We start from the raw sequence: 17418 nt of genomic DNA on the forward strand, positions 1-17418 counted from the left end.
GCCGCACCAATATTGATCAATATCAATAGCTAAACTAAGATGTCAGAATAGAGTCTGGTTTTATAGTGATTTATGCAAAGTGGGTATGCAATGCCTTCAACAAGCGAGATGCAGGGATTTCAGTATTTCATCTATATGGATACGAAAGATCTCATCCATAAAAAATATCAGATTAATGATCGAGAATGCTTTGTCCTAAGAATGATTACTCAATCGTATCTTCAAAACCAGGCAATGCGAGTATCAGATGTCTTGAGGCTCAAGGAGTTTGCATCACCAGCAACTCTTCACAATATTCTTAAATCTTTAATTAAGAAGAAATCTTTGTCTGTATCTACCGATCCGAAAGATGGTCGAGTCAAATATTTAAAGCCAACTACGATGACTCTCAATATGTACAGAGAAATGACTGGAGAGTTCATTAAGATCTCCACGAGCGCATGAGTTGAATAAAGTATCAGCTATTCTTTTTAAGATTACCTAAAATAAGCAAAAAACCGTCTAATTAGGTAGTTTTTGTATTATTTTCTTCTTAATGCCCCCCTAAATTAGAGGGCATATACCCATTAGTTCATCCTATAACCCCCTGTTTTTAATCAAAAAATGGGGTTTTTGATCTTTTTGTTGCATTGCCGCAAATAATTCTTGCGCTGCAATAAAAAACTTCTTAGAATGGTGCATCGCAACACATTTATTAATTTTATAAAAGTTAGGAAAACACCATGTTCCAGAATCAATTAAACGACCAACTCTCACAAGCCCAAACTAAAGCTGTTGAAAATGCTAAATACTTGGCACAAGTTGCTGTTGAAAGCGCAAAAGAATTAGCTGAAATTAATCAAGCTGCCGCTAAAGATGCCTTAGTTGTTGCTCAAGATACCAGCGCACAATTGTTGGCAATCAAAGATGCACAGCAATTTGCAAAATTGGCTCAGCCAGAAACTGCTCAAGAAGCTGCTAAGTATGCTGCTGCCTACCAAGCCAAAGTAAATCAAGTAGTACGTAATGGCAACAAAGAAGTGGCTCAAGTTGTTGAGTCTTCTATCGATGACGCACGCGCTGATATGGTGAAGTTTGTTAAGGAAGCTACTAAGACAGCTCCTGCTGGTGCTGAGGCATTTGTATCTGCATTTGCAACTGCATTTGAAACTTCACTCCAACAGTTCGATCAAGTTCGCGCTACAGCAACTGATGCTTTCGCAAACTTTGAGAAAAGTGTTGATGCTGCATTGGCTAACATTCAAGGTCAATCCGCAGTTGCTAAGCCAGCTACAAAAAGCCGCAAAGCTGCTTAATTAGCCTTAACCGCTTTAAGTGATAAGCCGCCTTCGGGCGGTTTTTCTTTTGCCAGTTGCCGTAATATCTCGGTATCAAACCAAAACGGAGAAAAACATGATCTTTGCAATTCTTTTGATGGACCTCCCCGGCACGGCCGAGTTGCGTATTCAGACACGACCAGAGCATCGGGCTTACTTGGGACAATTTGCTGAAAAGATGGCCTTTGCAGGCCCACTGACGTCGGAGGATGGGCAGACTACGGTCGGTAGCTTATTGGTCATGGACTTTCCGAGTAAGGCAGATGTAGAAGCCTGGCTATCTGATGAGCCATTTACCAAGGCGGGTGTTTATGAGAAGCCAGTCATTCATGTATTTAACAATAGCTGGCCACAACAGGTTGGGTTTCCACCGGCCAAGTAATCCAGTAGACTTCGGGTATGAATTCAATTACATTGCGCCCCTTAGCTTTTGTTGCTGTTATTGCCACCTTTGCTTTATCTGGCTGCGGCTCAATCGAGTCTGCAGCTCAAGATGATTGCACCTCTATTGGTTGGCAGGTTGGTAGCAAGGGCGATAACGACTGCTTCAAAGCACGCGTTTATGAACGCAAACTCGACTACTCACTTCCGCCCGGTGACAAGCCCTCTCCATCAGTGATCTAATATAAGGGTTTACCCTTAATCAATACACTTGAGCGCCGTCAAGGACTTGAGGGTAGAAATAACCCAAAATCATTCGAGCTTTTGGGTTTCCTATATATAGCGAAATACACTTTTTCCGCTAATTCAGGCATTCTCAATTTATGTATTTGGCAGTATTTAACTGTTTAAAAAATTAGCAGCAATTATTGCGACTAGAAATTAGAGACTACATACTATGAATCATCCAAAACCCTCAGTAGAAATCCAAGCTGTTGCCCTAGCAACTGCAGATGATTTAAGGGAAACCATTCGTCGCAAAAGTAAGCTCAAAGGGCGACAGGCCGACGATGTGTCATTGGCAGAAGTTCGCCAGTTGATTGGTGCAGCGGCTGAGCGACGTGACTTGCTGATTGAAAATTTACATAAACTCAATGATGAGTACCGTGCTTTGCATGATCGTCATTTAGTTGCCTTGGCAAAAGAAATGAATTTGCCGATGGCTGAAGTCTATGAAGTGGCTACTTTCTATCATCACTTTGAAGTGGTGCGTGGCAATGATCCAGTAGCGGATATCACTCTGCGTGTCTGCGATGGTATTGCTTGTGAACTGGCTGGCGCGCAAGACCTGCTCGCGAAACTGCCAGCAATCTTAGGTAACCCGAATGTCAAAGTCATCCCAGCGCCATGCATTGGCCGTTGTGAACAAGCCCCTGTAGCAGTAGTCCATCAGTACCCAGTGTTATTTGCAACCACAGATAAAGTCGCTGCCGCTGTCAAAAACGGGCTGACAACTCAGCCAATGGCAAAAGACGATGCCGTATTTGATCCTGCAGCCTTGGCCGAAAAAGGCGTCTCTCCTCAAGGCTTAGACCAAGTAGTCTCACCCGATTATGTTGGTTACGAGTCTTATCGCGCGCAAGGTGGTTATGCCTTAGCAAAAGAAATTGTTGAAGGCAAAAAAGACGGTGAGAGTATTGTCAAGATCATGGAAAGCTCAGGTCTTCGCGGTCTTGGTGGTGCAGGTTTCCCAGCAGGGCGTAAGTGGCGCATTGTGCGAGATCAGCCAGCTCCGAAGTTGATGGCAGTTAATATCGACGAAGGTGAGCCAGGAACATTTAAAGACCGCACATACTTAGAGCGTGATCCACATCGTTTCTTAGAGGGCTTGCTCATTGCTGCCAATGTAGTGGGTATTGATGCTTGTTATATCTATCTGCGTGATGAGTACCACGGTGCCCGTGAAATGCTCGAGCTCGAGTTAAAAAAATTACAAGCCAATCCGCCATTCAAACTTCCGTTGATTGAATTGCGTCGTGGTGCTGGTGCTTACATTTGTGGTGAAGAATCCGCCATGATTGAGAGTATCGAAGGCAAGCGTGGCGAGCCACGGATGCGTCCTCCATACATTGCCCAAGTGGGGTTGTTTGGTCGTCCCACACTCGAGCATAACTTTGAAACTCTGTACTGGGTGCGCGATATTGTTCAGCGTGGCCCAGAATGGTTTAGTTCTTTTGGACGTCATGACCGCAAAGGTTTGCGCAGCTATAGTGTTAGTGGCCGAGTTAAACAACCGGGTGTGAAGTTGGCACCAGCCGGTATTACTATTCAAGAGCTGATTGATGAGTATTGTGGCGGCATGCAAGATGGCCACACTTTCTATGGCTACCTCCCTGGTGGCGCATCAGGCGGTATTTTGCCGGCAACAATGAACGATATTCCACTTGACTTTGATACCTTGCAACCCTACGGATGCTTTATTGGTTCTGCTGCAGTGATGGTATTCGGCCACAAAGACAAGGCGCGCGATATGGCGCTCAATGTGATGCACTTCTTTGAGCATGAGAGCTGCGGACAATGTACGCCGTGTCGTGTGGGTACCAGCAAAGCTGCTAAGTTAATGCAATCGGAGTCTTGGGATCAAGAGACCCTGGAGGATTTAGCTACTGTGATGGTAGATGCCTCCATCTGTGGTCTAGGTCAAGCAGCGCCCAATCCAATTCGATGCATTGCAAAATATTTCCCACAAGAAGTAGTCTAAATCCAAGGGAAAGACGAGACAAATATGAACGCACCAGTAAACCCTAAAGAGCTTGAGCTGCAAACAGTCGAGTTCAAGCTAGACGGACAAACCATCGTTTCTTACGAAGGTGAAACCATTCTCAAGGCAGCTAAGCGCCACGGAATTGATATTCCGCATCTGTGTTTTAAAGATGGCTATCGCGCAGATGGTAATTGCCGAGCATGCGTAGTCGAGATCAATGGTGAACGCACCTTGGCACCGAGCTGCTGCCGAAGTGCTACTCCTGGTATGGAAGTCAAAGCCAATAGCGAGCGCGCACTGAAGAGTCAAAAACTCGTATTAGAAATGCTGTTATCCGACATGCCCGATGAAGGTTTTAAGTGGGTAGGTGACAGCAAAGAAGAAGAACAACAGAATCAACACGGTGAGCTCAGTACTTGGGCCACTCGCATGGATGTAACGGTGCGTCCTGAGCTGAAGGCATTGCGTCGTGACAAAGTGGTCAACGACATATCTCATCCTGCAATGGCAGTGAACTTAGATGCTTGTATTCAATGTAATCGCTGTGTGCGTGCTTGTCGTGAAGAGCAAGTCAATGATGTGATCGGCTACGCAATGCGTGGTGCGCATAGTGAGATCGTTTTTGATCTCAATGACCCAATGGGTGATAGTACTTGCGTGGCTTGTGGCGAGTGTGTGCAGGCTTGTCCAACAGGTGCCTTGATGCCTAAGGGTTTAATTGGTTCGCAGACGGTAGATCGTAAGGTGGATTCAGTTTGCCCATTCTGTGGCGTTGGCTGTCAAATTACATATAACGTTAAAGATGAAAAGATTGTCAGCGTAGAAGGTCGTGATGGCCCAGCTAATCACAATCGTCTTTGCGTTAAAGGTCGCTTTGGTATGGACTACATCCATAACCCACAGCGCTTGACTAAGCCACTGATTCGTAAAGCGGGTGTTGCTAAAGATGAGGCCTTGCTGGAAGGTAAGCAGGACTGGTCTGATATTTTCCGTGAAGCGACTTGGGAAGAGGCTTTGGAAGTTGCTGGTGGCGGCCTGAAGAAACTCAAAGATCAATACGGCAATAAAGTATTGGCGGGCTTTGGCTCTGCAAAAGGCAGTAACGAAGAGGCTTACTTATTCCAAAAACTCGTACGTACCGGCTTTGAAAATAATAACGTCGACCATTGCACCCGTCTTTGCCACGCATCATCTGTTGCTGCGTTACTAGAAGGTGTTGGCTCAGGCGCCGTGAGTAATCAGGTGAATGACGTTGAGCATTCCAGCATGATTTTCTTGATTGGATCTAATCCAACAGCAAATCATCCCGTAGCGGCTACTTGGTTTAAGAATGCGGCTAAACGTGGCGCGAAGATTGTTCTCTGCGATCCACGTATGACCGATATTGCTAAGCATGCTTGGCGTACGATGCAGTTTAAGCCGGATACCGATGTGGCGATGCTCAATGCCATGATCTACACCGTGATTGAAGAGGGCTTGGCTGATCAAGACTTTATTCAAAATCGCGCTAATAATTTTGAAGCGCTGAAAGAAAACATTAAAGGCTACAGCCCAGAAGCGATGGCCCCCATCTGCGGTATTCCCGCGGAGACATTGCGTGAAGTGGCTAGAGAGTTCGCCACTACTAAATCTGCCATGATCTTGTGGGGTATGGGTGTCAGCCAGCACGTTCACGGCACTGACAATGCCCGCTGCTTAATTGCCTTGGTGAGTATTACTGGCCAAATTGGTAAGCCTGGATCCGGCTTGCATCCACTGCGCGGACAAAATAACGTCCAGGGTGCTAGTGATGCAGGATTGATTCCCATGATGTTCCCGAACTACCAGCGGGTTGATAACCCAGAAGCACATGCGTGGTTCGAGAAGTTTTGGGATACCCCATTGGATAAGAAGCCTGGCTATACCGTTGTAGAGATCATGCATAAGATCACTGCGCCCGATAGTGATCCGGACAAGATTCGCGGCATGTATGTTGAGGGTGAGAACCCCGCGATGAGCGATCCAGATTTGAACCATGCACGTCATGCTTTGGCTGCCTTAGATTTATTGGTCGTACAAGATATCTTCATGACGGAGACCGCACTCCTAGCAGACGTAGTATTGCCAGCCAGTGCCTGGCCAGAGAAGGTCGGTACAGCAAGTAATACTGACCGCATGGTGCAGATGGGCAAAAAAGCAATTAACCCTCCGGGAGATGCAAAGCCTGACCTATGGATTATTCAACAGATTGCGAAGCACATGGGCCTGAACTGGGACTACCAAGGTGCTGATGACGGTGTTGCTGCAGTCTATGACGAAATGCGTCAAGCAATGCATGCAGCGATTAATGGCATTACTTGGGAGCGCCTTGAAAAAGAATCTAGCGTGACCTACCCATGCCTGTCCGCCGAAGACCCAGGCCGCCCAATTGTGTTTAATGACAAGTTTGATACCAAAGATGGCAAAGTGAAGTTAGTGCCAGCCGATATCATTCCTGCCAACGAGCGTCCTGATACAGAGTATCCATTTGTATTAATTACAGGTCGTCAGTTAGAGCATTGGCATACCGGCAGTATGACGCGCCGGGCAACTGTATTGGATGCGATTGAGCCAATGGCAACGGTATCCATGAATGGTGAAGATATGACCCAGCTCGGTGTTTCTGCTGGCGATGTGATCACTGTTCAGTCCCGTCGTGGCGAGGTTGGCATTCATGTGCGTCGAGATGATGGCACACCCCGTGGCGTGATCTTTATTCCGTTTGCTTATTACGAGGCTGCAGCTAACTTAATCACCAACTCTGCCTTAGATCCATTTGGCAAGATTCCGGAGTTTAAGTACTGCGCTGTGAAACTGGCTAAAGGTGGACAGGCTTCTGCAGTAGTGGGTTATGGCACTAATGATCCCGATCGGCAAAAAGTTACATCTGTTTAGTAATAAATAGCCCCTCAACCAAGCCCCACCTTTAAGGTGGGGTTTTTATTTTTTTGGTTTGATCATCGGTGAAAATGTAGATACAATGTAGATACATTTTAAACAAGGGGGCATCATGCAAACTATCATTAAAAAGTGGGGTAACAGTCCTGCATTGCGTTTAAATACTGCTGTCATGAAGTCTGCCCACTTGAATATTGATCAGCTTGTCTCGGTTAAGGTGCAGAGAGGCCGAATCGTTATTGAGCCAATTGTTCAGAATGAATATCAGCTTGATGAATTACTTTCTGGGATAACTGCGAAAAATCTTCATCACGAAAATGATTTTGGTGGGCCTGTAGGCGAAGAATTGCTCTGATGGTTAAGGCTTACATTCCAAATGCTGGAGATATTGTTTGGTTGGAGTTTGATCCTCAAGCTGGGCATGAGCAAGCCGGGCGACGTCCCGCTGTGGTTTTAACGCCAGAAGCCTATAACAAAAAAACAAATTTGATGATTTGTTGTCCCTTGACTACAAAAATTAAGGGCTATCCATTTGAGGTTTTGGTGGAAATTGATGACATTCAATCCGCGATTCTTTCCGATCAAGTTAAATCTCTGGATTGGAAGATTCGTAAAGCGAAATATAAGGGCACAGTCAGCACTTTTGCCCTTGCTGAGGTGCGAAGTAAGGCTAAAGCGCTTCTTTCGATCACGTAAATATGTCGCAATTAATTCACTTGAATTTAAGTGGGCATACGCAAGCATTGCTTCGTAAGGAAAGCAATGTTCATACTATTGATCAGCAAGTCAATTTCTGGGCAAGGTGAGGTAAGGCCTGCATAGACAATCCAGAATTGCCAACTTCCTTTGTAGCTAACTGCCTAGAGTCTCTTAGTGAGGCTCAAAGCAATGGTTTCATACCTTTTATCCCTCGACCGACTGATTAGTGGGGTAAAAAATACCAAGAATCCTATTGCCCTTTAGAATTAACTTTCCATGGCTAGCTCAAAACCCTCAACACCACAAACTGATACCAAAGCAGAGCTTCCAGTTCTGATTATTGGAGCCGGATTAGCAGGCTTAACCGTTGCATTGCATATGGCCGAATCCCAGCCAGTGATTCTCATGGCCAAGCGTGGCCTTGGTGAAGCGGCGACAGCTTGGGCACAAGGCGGCATCGTAGGGGTCGTAGATAAAGAAAATGACAGTATTGATTCTCATGTGGCTGACACCTTAGATGCAGGCGCAGGCCTCGTAGTGGAGTCGACTGCACGTTATATTGCAGAAGAAAGTGCTGAGGCTATTCGTTGGTTGGTTGAACAGGGCGTACCGTTTACTACGGATGAGTCAGGGCCAATGGGCCTGCATTTAACTCGTGAAGGTGGCCACAGTCATCGTCGTATTGCACACGCTGCTGATGCCACTGGTAAAGCAATCCATGAAGTTCTTCTGGATAAAGCCAGGGCGCATCAAAACATTCATATCTTGGAGCATTGGATTGCGTTAGATCTCATCACCAATCGCCACTTAGATGCGAAGACGCAGCGTAGCAAACCGAATCGTTGCTATGGTGTCTATGCCCTCGATATTAAAAATAATCATGTAGAAACAATTGAAGCTAAGTCAGTCGTCTTGGCTACCGGTGGTGTGGGTAAGGTCTACCGATACACCAGCAACCCAGATACGGCTACTGGCGATGGTATTGCCATGGCCTGGCGGGCAGGTTGCCGCGTCGGTAATATGGAATTTATTCAGTTTCATCCAACGTGCCTGTATCACCCCAGCGACAGAACATTCTTAATTACTGAGGCGATGCGTGGTGAGGGTGGCTTACTCAAACTGCCAAACGGTACTCGCTTTATGCCAGAGCATGATGAGCGTAATGAGTTGGCTCCTCGTGACATTGTTGCTAGGGCAATTGACTTTGAGATGAAGAAGCACGGTTTGGATTACGTGCATCTGGATGCCACCCATTTGGGTGAAGCCTTCATTAAAGAGCATTTCCCGATGATCTATGCGCGTTGCATGACTCTGGGTCTAGATATCACTAAAGAGCCAATACCAGTCGTGCCTGCAGCGCATTACACCTGTGGTGGTGTGGTGACAGATCTCAAAGGAAAAACAGACTTACCGGGTTTATATGCCGTCGGTGAAGCCACTTACACCGGCTTGCATGGCGCCAATCGCTTGGCAAGTAATTCATTATTGGAGTGCATCGTCATTGGCAAGGCTGCTGCTGCAGATATCTCCGAAATGAAAACACCAGCAATGCCAAAACTGCCACTGTGGGATGAGAGTCAGGTTGAGGATGCCGATGAGCAGGTGGTGATTGCCCATAACTGGGATGAGCTGCGTTCATTGATGTGGAACTATGTTGGCATCGTCAGAACCAACCGCCGCTTAGAGCGCGCATTACACCGCATCAAACTCCTTAGATACGAAGTACAGGAGTATTACGCCAACTTTAAAGTGACGCGTGACTTGATTGAATTACGTAACCTACTAGAATGCGCAGAGCTGATTGTGAGATCCGCTTTAATGCGTAAAGAGAGTAGGGGGCTGCACTACAGCCGCGACTATCCGGGTACTTGGGCAGTTTCTTACCCTACAATATTGACCCCACAAGCTGAAGGTACCTCAGAAAATCCTGAGACCTAAATTCATTAAAGATCGCCTTTCAACACAGCATCTTTAATATATTTGTTTAGGCGAGTTTGCCAGCCTTTACCGCTTGCTCGCAGTTTCTCCAATACATCAAAGTCCATTCTTAGACTCAGCATCTCTTTGGTATTTTTAATGGGTGGTCTACCAACATAGACGTGCGCATCATTAAACCATTGCTCATCTAACTCTGGCGCATCATCTGGATCAACCCATTCTTCCTGCTTACTTTTTAATTTTTTCATCAACTTTTGCTTATGAACTCATGATTTTCAGTTATTTCCAATTATTGTATATACAAATATTAGTGCTTAAACAACCCCAATCCATTGTCAATTACAATGTTATAGCACTGAGTGCAATAGTTTAGAATTTTGACTATGAAAATAGTCATGAAAACAAAAACATTTGATCGTTGGGCAAAGAAGATTATTGCGGTCAGCGCTCTGTGTAATGCCGCAAGAGAGATTGATCGAGGCATTTATGAGGCAGACTTAGGTGATGGTATTTGTAAGAAAAGGGTTCCTATTGCAGGTCAAGGTAAGAGTGGTGGTATTCGTACGCTAGTGGCGAAGAAAAATAGTTACGCAATTATTTTTATTGTTGGTAGAGAGAAAAGCAGTCCTGGGTCAGACTTTACGGAGAGGGAGCAGGAGGCGGCAGGGATTATTGCCAGATCTTTTGAGAAAGCAGGCATAAAAACACTACGAGAGTTAGCCTGTTTGGGGACATTAAAGGAGTTAAATTGCAATGAGCAAGAAAATGATTACTGAAGAAAAACGAGTTTTGGATGAATTGCTTGAGATGGCCTTGGACTTGGATGGCCATGGCCTTTTAACTAAACATGACCTCGTGAAGATGAAGGCACTTTGCATAGAGAAGCCACCAGTATTTACGCCAAAAAAGGTGTCAGATCTCAGAATTCATCGCGCCAAAATGAGTCAATCTATTTTTGCCGCTTTACTCAATGTCAGTGTTTCGACCGTTCAGAAGTGGGAGTCTGCGGGCTCCGGAAAGCACCCCAGTGGAGCTGCAGCCAAATTACTTCAAATCATTGATATGAAGGGAATTCAGTCCGTGCTGTTATGAGTCTTTATTCTCATCGAGAAATCCACCGCTTTAATATCTTTTGTCAGCTTTCCAAGGGAGATGCGATCAACACCAGTGGCTGCAATCGCACGCATCTGATCTAAGTCAATACCGCCGGAAGCCTCCAATAAAGCGCGGCCATTGGTAAAGGCAACAGCCTCTTTCATTTGCTCGGTGGTGAAGTTATCAATCAAAATGCTCTTTGCTCCAGCATCCAAAGCCTCTGTCAATTCAGCAAAATTTTCCACTTCCACCTGAATATCCACGCCCGAATTAAGAGCTTGCGCAGCTTTCACTGCAGCCGCAACACCACCAGCTGCAGCGATGTGATTTTCTTTAATCAGAATGCCATGCCAAAGTGCAAGACGTTGGTTTTGACCGCCACCCACTCGAACCGCATACTTCTGCGCTTGACGTAATCCCGGTATGGTTTTGCGGGTATCGAGTACCGCGCAACCCTTTGGATTGGGGCTAACACCGGCAATCGCATCCACATGTTGGCGCGCAATGCTTGCCGTCCAAGAGAGTGTTTGTAGGAAGTTAATGCAAGGGCGCTCAGCAGAGAGCAGGGCACGAGAATTCGCTTCAATATCACAGACTTTAGTATCGGGCTTCATCAAGTCACCCTCTAGGTAATGCCATATCACTGTTGCTGCAGGATCTAATTTCTTGAGCGTACCCTCGAACCAATCTACTCCGCACAACACGGCCTCTTGACGAACGATCAGTTGTGCGCGAACAGGTTTACTAGGAACCAATTGCGCAGTCCAATCACACTGACCAATATCTTCCATCAGCGCATCGGCGATATTGCGTTGACGCGCTTGCTCTAAAGTTTCGTTGTGATCAAACATAGGTATAGGGTCAATCAGTTTAATTAGGCAACGCCTATGTTCTTCACAAAGCCATGCTGGGCTTGGGCTAGAAGGTCGGGGTGATTTTTTGTAAAGTCGAGCATGCGATCAATGCAGCCTAGGGCTTTTACACGCACCGGTTCATCAATGAAGATTTCACCAGAGGCATTCTCAAGACAATTCAAAATTCCTTGCAGGCCATTCATGGCCATCCAAGGACAGTGAGCGCAGCTCTTGCAGGTGGCGCTGTTGCCGGCAGAAGGCGCTTCAATCAAGACTTTATTGGGTGCTAATTGACGCATGCGATGCAAGATGCCATTGTCAGTAGCCACAATATATTCAGTTGCAGTGCCTTCAACAACTGCCTTGATCATGGCAGAGGTTGAGCCAACAACATCCGCTAAATCTACAACTGCTTGTGGAGATTCTGGATGAACCAAAACCATAGCATCGGGATGTGCAGCCATTAACATTTCTAATTCAACCGCCTTAAATTCATCATGAACAATGCAGGCACCATTCCATAACAACATATCTGCGCCAGTCTGTTCTTGAATATAGCGACCTAGGTGACGATCAGGCGCCCACAGAATTTTCTTGCCTTCAAGCTTAAGTTGATGAACGATCGCTAATGCACAAGAACTAGTTACCATCCAATCAGCTTGTGCTTTCACTGCAGCGCTAGTATTGGCATAGACAACTACAGTGCGATCAGGGTGCATTGCTCTAAACGCAGCAAAGTCACTCGCTTCGCAACCTAAATCCAATGAGCAGGTTGCCTCTAGATCAGGCATGAAGACGCGTTTCTCGGGACTCAGAATCTTTGCAGACTCTCCCATAAAACGCACCCCAGCCACAATCAGATTCTTGGCCGGATGATTCTTACCAAAGCGGGCCATCTCCAATGAGTCAGAAACAAAACCACCGGTCTCTATCGCCAGATCTTGAATATCGCCATCGACATAGTAGTGCGCTACCAAGGCAGCATCTTTTTCAATTAAGAGTTGCTTAATGCGGGCAATGACGGCAGCCTTTTCAGTGCCATGGAGTTGGGGAGGGGTCTTGGCCCAAGCTTGGGCGGTACAGGTGGCCCCAGCAGCATTTTGCTGAGGGTAGTCAAAAGCGATGGATTTGCTAACAGTTGAAGTCATGTGTAATTTTAGCCTCCTTATTTCAGTGGCTTAATTGACTTAATCGTTGTGATTATTGTAGCTACAATGTAGCTACAATATTGAGAATCGCAAGTTACCTGAGTGGAGGCAAAAATGGCAGCAAATGCAGTTGTTCGTGCGCGCATAGATGCAGAAATCAAACATGAGGCAGGTCTCGTACTTGAAGCAATGGGCCTAACTGTATCCGATGCACTGCGGATGATGTTGGTAAGAGTGGCTACTGAAAAGTCCCTACCATTTGAGCCCCTCGTTCCAAATGCAAAAACAATTTCGGCTATGCGCGAAGCTCGTGAGCGTCAGCTAATGTCCTTTGGTTCGGCAAAGGAGTTACTAAAGGATTTAAATGCGGAGGATTGAGCGAACTACTCAATTCAAGAAGGATTACAAGCGTGAGTCGAGAGGAAGATATAAGACGGTCGTAGAGTCCGCTTTGATCGAGGTGGTAGGGCTGTTAGTCCTAGATCTAGAGTTGCCAGAGCGATATTTTGATCACAGCTTAGCAGGGCAATGGAAAGATTTTAGGGATTACCATATCAAGCATGACCCAGCAAGCTTGAGACTAGCAAGGATTGGTTCGCATAGCGAGTTGAGTCTATAGAGATTCTTGCCTGAGCTTATAGCTCTAAATGTATATCGCCACTCTTATTGAGGGCTCTATTTAGTATGAAGATCGTACTGATGGTGGTGCGCAGCTCCATTTCAGGCTGCCTATTGCTGGCTAAGCAGGAAGTCAATAATGGTTCGTTATTGGCTTTAGGGCTAATGTAAATTTTTCATTCTTTGAATAAATCCATATAAAATCTCGCAATTACTTGAATTTATTGATAAAACTACCTCGGAAAAGTTTCAGATATGCCATTGAACTACATGCGCCGCTTGTTCCAGCTGATCACTATTTGTTCCGCGCTGTCTCCTGCGTTGAGCTTTGCACAAATTGATGCCGGCGCCTTGCAGCAGGGTCTCGAAAGACAGCTCCCAAGCCCATCTCCGTTGGCATTGCCAGAGCCAACCGAAAGAGATCCACAGCGCGCAGCTCCTACAGCTCAGAGTTCAGTGACATTTGAGGTGAAATCATTTGTATTGGAGGGTGTGAGTATTTTGCCAGCAGATACGGTTCAGGCTGTTTTGAAATCGTGGCTTGATCGTGCGGTGAGTTTTGATGACCTACAAAAAGCCTGTGATGCCGTAGTCGAGTTGTATCGCAAGAATGGATATACCGTGCAGGCTATATTGCCTCCGCAGAAAATCGCCAATGGCGTTGTAAAGATTTTGGTGACAGAGGCGAAGCTCAGCAGCGTGTTTGTCGATACACCCAATGGCGCAACCCGTTTTAATAAAGAAACGGCCGCCGAATACATTACTTATGCCAATCCGATTGGTGAGCCTCTGAACACCAAGGCAATTGAGCGTGCCCTGATCATCCTGAATGAAACGCCTGGTGTCATGGTTTCTAGCCAGTTAGAGCCCGGTCAAAAAGATGGTGAAACTGCCTTACGTTTACAACTCACTCAGCCGCAGTGGTATCAAGGTAAGGTGGAAGCGAATAACTACGGTAGCCGTTCAACTGGAGCCAATCAAGGCGTGATTGCATTAAGTGCCATTAACCCAACGGGTATTGGTGATTCAGCATCCGTTAATGGTATCTACTCCGAAGGTTCGCAGTATGTGCAAGGGGCCTACTCGCTTCCAGGCTCTAAGAATGGCTTGCGTCTTGGTGTATCTGGCACTTTCTTGAACTACAAGAACGTGAGTAACTATGCAACGAGTGCCGGCGGTGGTTATGGTGATGCATGGACAACCGGTGTCAGCGCTGCCTACCCATTAGTTCGGCGGCAAGGTACAAACGTCAACGTGACCGCAAACTATGACGTCAAGAGCTATACCAATAAGAACATGCTAACTCTTTCTACTATTAGTGCCTACACCATTAATAACGGCTCTCTCGGTATTTCTGGTAATCATTACGATAGCTTCGGTGGTGGCGGCGTGAGCGCCGGCTCAGCCAATATCGTATTGGGTAGCCTGAATATATTGAGTACTAGTACTCAGGGTTATGGTGAGTACACCCCGCAGAGCTTCACGAAATTTACCTTTGCCGGCAATCGAACGCAGCAGCTATCAGAGGACGGAACAACCACTGCATTTGTATCCATTAGCGGACAGCTAGCCTCCGTGAACCTCAACTCCGCAGAACAAATTTATATGGGTGGTCCCTATGCCATTCGTGCCTATCCAGTAGCTCAGGGCGGAGGTTCACAGGGTGGTATTGGCACTATCGAGTTGCGCCAACAATTTCCTCAGCGCATTATTGCCAGCGTGTTTTTTGATGCTGGTGTAGTACAGCAATACAAAAACCCCTACACCAATTGGCAAGGTCAAACGAATGCGAATAATACCTACTCATTGATGGGTACTGGTGTGGGTTTGAAGTGGGATTGGGAAGGCTGGAACTTAGGGGCTATGGTAGCCTGGCAGGTTGGTAACAATCCTTTGTATAGCACCTCAGGACAGGCAGTCAATACCGACGGAACTACAACTAATCCCCGTGGATGGTTAACAGCGAGTTACCAGTTTTAATTCTACTGAATTGATCTTTTGAGATAGGCTTACCGATGCAAACGAAACACTTTCTACCTACTACATTCTTTGCATTGGTCGGCCTAGTCAGCATAGTCAGCCTCAATCCAGCGCTGGCCCAAACAAAATCTGATGCCAAAGATTCCAAGCCTGACTACGAATTTGTTGCCTCAGTCAACGGCGTAGCTATTACACAAGGCCTTCTCAATCTCAATATCCGCGCACTGGTCAATCAAGGCCAACGCGACACACCCGAGTTACGCCAGGCCATAAAAGAAGATTTAATTAATAAAGAGTTAATTGCGCAAGAAGCAAATAAGCAAGGGCTCGCAAAGGAAATTGATTTTCCGGATCAGATCACGCAGCTCAAGCAAAATTTATTGCTCCAAGCATTCTTGGAGAATCACTTTAAGAGCAATCCCATCTCTGATGCCAAGTTACGCGAAGAATACGATCGTCAACGTAAGTTGATGGGGGATGGCAGCAATAGTGTTCAGTACCGCATCAGTCAAATTGTGGTCGCCAATGAAACCGATGCCCTGGATCTGATCCGCCGTATTCAAAAAGGGGAGTTGTTTGGTAAATTAGCTTCGGAATACTCTATTGATACCAATTCAAAGGCACAGGGCGGGGCGCTAGGCTGGCTCATGGCTGGTCAAGTGATCCCGGCAGTAGCCAATGTTTTGCCCAGTATGGCCAAGGGTTCAATCACGGCAACTCCGGTCCAAACGCCGGTAGGTTGGGTCATTCTCAAGCTGGACGATAAGCGCAACTTTAAGATTCCTACCTTTGAAGAATCTAAGCCCCAGTTAAGACAGGCTTTAGTTCAGCAATACTTAGCTGAGGTGGTTAAAGGCCTCAGAAGTAATGCCAAGATTGTCCAGTGAAGCCTATTAAAAGCCTCCTGCTCGCCTGCATTCTGCTGATATCTTTGTCAGCCCATGCTGAGAAGCTGCTATCTCAGAACTGGGTTGTGGACCTCAACGGTCAAACCAATGAGGCTCATACCGCAAACGACTCCAAATCCACCTTTGGCGTCTTCTGCTCTGGTGAAAAGTGCCTTTTTTACCTCCAGCAGGGTCTCAAATGCGACCCAGGCACCAAATACTCCGTTTTGATGAATAGTCAGGCTGTTTCAACCGCCTTAAGCATGGAATGTACCCTGATTGGGGGCAACTTATTCCAGATCCTGGACCCCTTTGAGGCGGTTTTAAGGGCCACCCAAGCCGGGGAAATGATCGGATTTGCGGTTGCCCTCCAGTCGGGTGCTTTTGCCGTCAATCGCTTCAGTTTGGCAGGGGCAAAACCCGCCATTGAGAGGGCACTTTTGGAGGCTGCCAAAAGCAAATTTTTAGACCCAAAAACACCCCAAATAAACACACCAAAATCCGCTCCAAAAGCCACTCAAATTTAATGTGATTGTGTAGTGCATCTCGTGATTGATTGCGGCAATTTATTGCGGCGATCAACACACTCAAAAGATAAAACATCATCCTTCAGATAACCACATTGCATGATGATGTAATCCATAGTTAATGCAATGGATGAACTTAAGATGAATTTTTTTACTCCTACTTCATGCATTACATGAAGTTGAAAATTAGAAAAAATAAGTCATTACGCAAGCGACTTTTTATAACAAAGCATACTCATATTGAAGATCAAGCCAACAAAAAATCCTGGCAAAAAACAGTAGCAATAGACCAGATCATGACATCCCTCATGCACCAAAAACGAGCCTATTTTTCACTCGAAAAAATGAGAAAACATTTGGAGAGTTCAGTTAAAAAAATGAGAACATTTAGCGTCGATATCAAAGACAAAAAATAGATCTTGGGGTGAAAAAAAAGACGAAAAATAAGTCAATATTTTGATAAAAGTAATATCAACTTTTTAATGCAGATACGCAATATTTTTTCCCAAATTTTGTAAATAAACCCATCGAAAAAATCAGCATTTTTTTAGCTCAAATGAGAAGAAAAATTCATCAAAAAATGAGCCGATTTGAGTCCATTTTGAGCCCCAAAATGACAGATACAGCAGCGCCAGTTCTGGCATAAAAACGCTAAAAATACCCAAGATCAGATAGGGTAAAGCCACACTGGTTTAAAGGGGTATCTCTAAACCCTTGTATCTAAAGGCTCTGATTTGCACCTCATAGAGCGCTAAAAGATGGCTGGCAGTTGGACGCTTTTTTGAATAAACTATCT

At 45.8% G+C, this 17418-nt stretch carries 19 protein-coding genes; 16 read left to right on the top strand and 3 right to left on the bottom strand.

Annotated elements, in window-relative coordinates:
* Positions 1-90: 90 nt before the first annotated feature.
* The 9 genes from DN92_RS04170 (at position 91) to nadB (ending at position 9513) form a co-directional block, all read left to right on the top strand.
* Positions 91-444: a helix-turn-helix domain-containing protein gene (locus tag DN92_RS04170; RefSeq protein ID WP_173960070.1), complete on the top strand. Its 354-nt coding sequence runs from the start codon at positions 91-93 to the stop codon at positions 442-444.
* Positions 445-722: 278 nt separating this feature from the next.
* A complete protein-coding gene (locus tag DN92_RS04175; RefSeq protein WP_173960071.1) occupies positions 723-1295 on the top strand; it encodes a phasin family protein in 573 nt (190 codons plus the stop codon).
* A gap of 97 nt (positions 1296-1392) precedes the next feature.
* Positions 1393-1698: a YciI family protein gene (locus DN92_RS04180; RefSeq protein WP_173960072.1), complete on the top strand. Its 306-nt coding sequence runs from the start codon at positions 1393-1395 to the stop codon at positions 1696-1698.
* Between the two features lie 17 nt (positions 1699-1715).
* On the top strand, positions 1716-1940 hold the full coding sequence (locus DN92_RS04185) for a hypothetical protein (RefSeq protein ID WP_173960073.1): 225 nt from the start codon (positions 1716-1718) through the stop codon (positions 1938-1940).
* A 214-nt stretch (positions 1941-2154) separates the two neighbouring features.
* On the top strand, positions 2155-3957 hold the full coding sequence (locus DN92_RS04190) for an NADH-ubiquinone oxidoreductase-F iron-sulfur binding region domain-containing protein (protein ID WP_173960074.1): 1803 nt from the start codon (positions 2155-2157) through the stop codon (positions 3955-3957).
* A gap of 24 nt (positions 3958-3981) precedes the next feature.
* Positions 3982-6873: a formate dehydrogenase subunit alpha gene (gene fdhF / locus DN92_RS04195; protein WP_173960075.1), complete on the top strand. Its 2892-nt coding sequence runs from the start codon at positions 3982-3984 to the stop codon at positions 6871-6873.
* Between the two features lie 115 nt (positions 6874-6988).
* On the top strand, positions 6989-7231 hold the full coding sequence (locus tag DN92_RS04200; RefSeq protein ID WP_173960076.1) for an AbrB/MazE/SpoVT family DNA-binding domain-containing protein: 243 nt from the start codon (positions 6989-6991) through the stop codon (positions 7229-7231).
* Positions 7231-7572, top strand: a complete 342-nt coding sequence (gene mazF / locus DN92_RS04205; RefSeq protein WP_173960077.1) for an endoribonuclease MazF — start codon at positions 7231-7233, stop codon at positions 7570-7572. The genes DN92_RS04200 and mazF overlap by 1 nt, the downstream gene beginning before the upstream one ends.
* Positions 7573-7851: 279 nt before the next feature.
* Positions 7852-9513 carry an L-aspartate oxidase gene (nadB, locus tag DN92_RS04210; RefSeq protein WP_173960078.1) on the top strand — a complete coding sequence of 554 codons (1662 nt, stop codon included), beginning with the start codon at positions 7852-7854 and terminating at the stop codon, positions 9511-9513.
* 5 nt (positions 9514-9518) lie between these two features.
* On the opposite strand, the gene DN92_RS04215 is transcribed toward nadB, so the two are convergent.
* Complete coding sequence (locus DN92_RS04215; protein WP_173960079.1) at positions 9519-9761, bottom strand: BrnA antitoxin family protein; 243 nt, start codon at positions 9759-9761, stop codon at positions 9519-9521.
* A 147-nt stretch (positions 9762-9908) separates the two neighbouring features.
* Here DN92_RS04215 and DN92_RS04220 point away from each other — a divergent pair, with 147 nt between their 5' ends.
* Positions 9909-10289: a type II toxin-antitoxin system RelE/ParE family toxin gene (locus DN92_RS04220; RefSeq protein ID WP_254598341.1), complete on the top strand. Its 381-nt coding sequence runs from the start codon at positions 9909-9911 to the stop codon at positions 10287-10289.
* Positions 10267-10605 carry a helix-turn-helix domain-containing protein gene (locus DN92_RS04225; RefSeq protein WP_173960081.1) on the top strand — a complete coding sequence of 113 codons (339 nt, stop codon included), beginning with the start codon at positions 10267-10269 and terminating at the stop codon, positions 10603-10605. The genes DN92_RS04220 and DN92_RS04225 overlap by 23 nt, the downstream gene beginning before the upstream one ends.
* On the opposite strand, the gene nadC is transcribed toward DN92_RS04225, so the two are convergent.
* A complete protein-coding gene (gene nadC / locus DN92_RS04230) occupies positions 10587-11459 on the bottom strand; it encodes a carboxylating nicotinate-nucleotide diphosphorylase (RefSeq protein WP_173960082.1) in 873 nt (290 codons plus the stop codon). The genes DN92_RS04225 and nadC overlap by 19 nt on opposite strands.
* A gap of 23 nt (positions 11460-11482) precedes the next feature.
* On the bottom strand, positions 11483-12610 hold the full coding sequence (nadA, locus tag DN92_RS04235) for a quinolinate synthase NadA (protein ID WP_173960083.1): 1128 nt from the start codon (positions 12608-12610) through the stop codon (positions 11483-11485).
* Positions 12611-12724: 114 nt separating this feature from the next.
* Between nadA and DN92_RS04240 the strand changes: the two genes are divergently transcribed.
* The 5 genes from DN92_RS04240 (at position 12725) to DN92_RS04260 (ending at position 16622) form a co-directional block, all read left to right on the top strand.
* Positions 12725-12988 (top strand): type II toxin-antitoxin system RelB/DinJ family antitoxin, encoded by a 264-nt coding sequence (locus DN92_RS04240; RefSeq protein WP_173960084.1) that lies wholly within the window; start codon positions 12725-12727, stop codon positions 12986-12988.
* Positions 12975-13229 (top strand): type II toxin-antitoxin system YafQ family toxin, encoded by a 255-nt coding sequence (locus tag DN92_RS04245; protein WP_173960085.1) that lies wholly within the window; start codon positions 12975-12977, stop codon positions 13227-13229. The genes DN92_RS04240 and DN92_RS04245 overlap by 14 nt, the downstream gene beginning before the upstream one ends.
* Before the next feature lie 254 nt (positions 13230-13483).
* Positions 13484-15208 carry a ShlB/FhaC/HecB family hemolysin secretion/activation protein gene (locus DN92_RS04250; protein ID WP_173960086.1) on the top strand — a complete coding sequence of 575 codons (1725 nt, stop codon included), beginning with the start codon at positions 13484-13486 and terminating at the stop codon, positions 15206-15208.
* Positions 15209-15243: 35 nt separating this feature from the next.
* Positions 15244-16095 (top strand): peptidylprolyl isomerase, encoded by an 852-nt coding sequence (locus DN92_RS04255; protein ID WP_173960087.1) that lies wholly within the window; start codon positions 15244-15246, stop codon positions 16093-16095.
* On the top strand, positions 16092-16622 hold the full coding sequence (locus DN92_RS04260; protein ID WP_173960088.1) for a hypothetical protein: 531 nt from the start codon (positions 16092-16094) through the stop codon (positions 16620-16622). The genes DN92_RS04255 and DN92_RS04260 overlap by 4 nt, the downstream gene beginning before the upstream one ends.
* Positions 16623-17418 lie beyond the last annotated feature (796 nt).

This window comes from Polynucleobacter arcticus, assembly GCF_013307205.1.
GTDB lineage: Bacteria > Pseudomonadota > Gammaproteobacteria > Burkholderiales > Burkholderiaceae > Polynucleobacter > Polynucleobacter arcticus.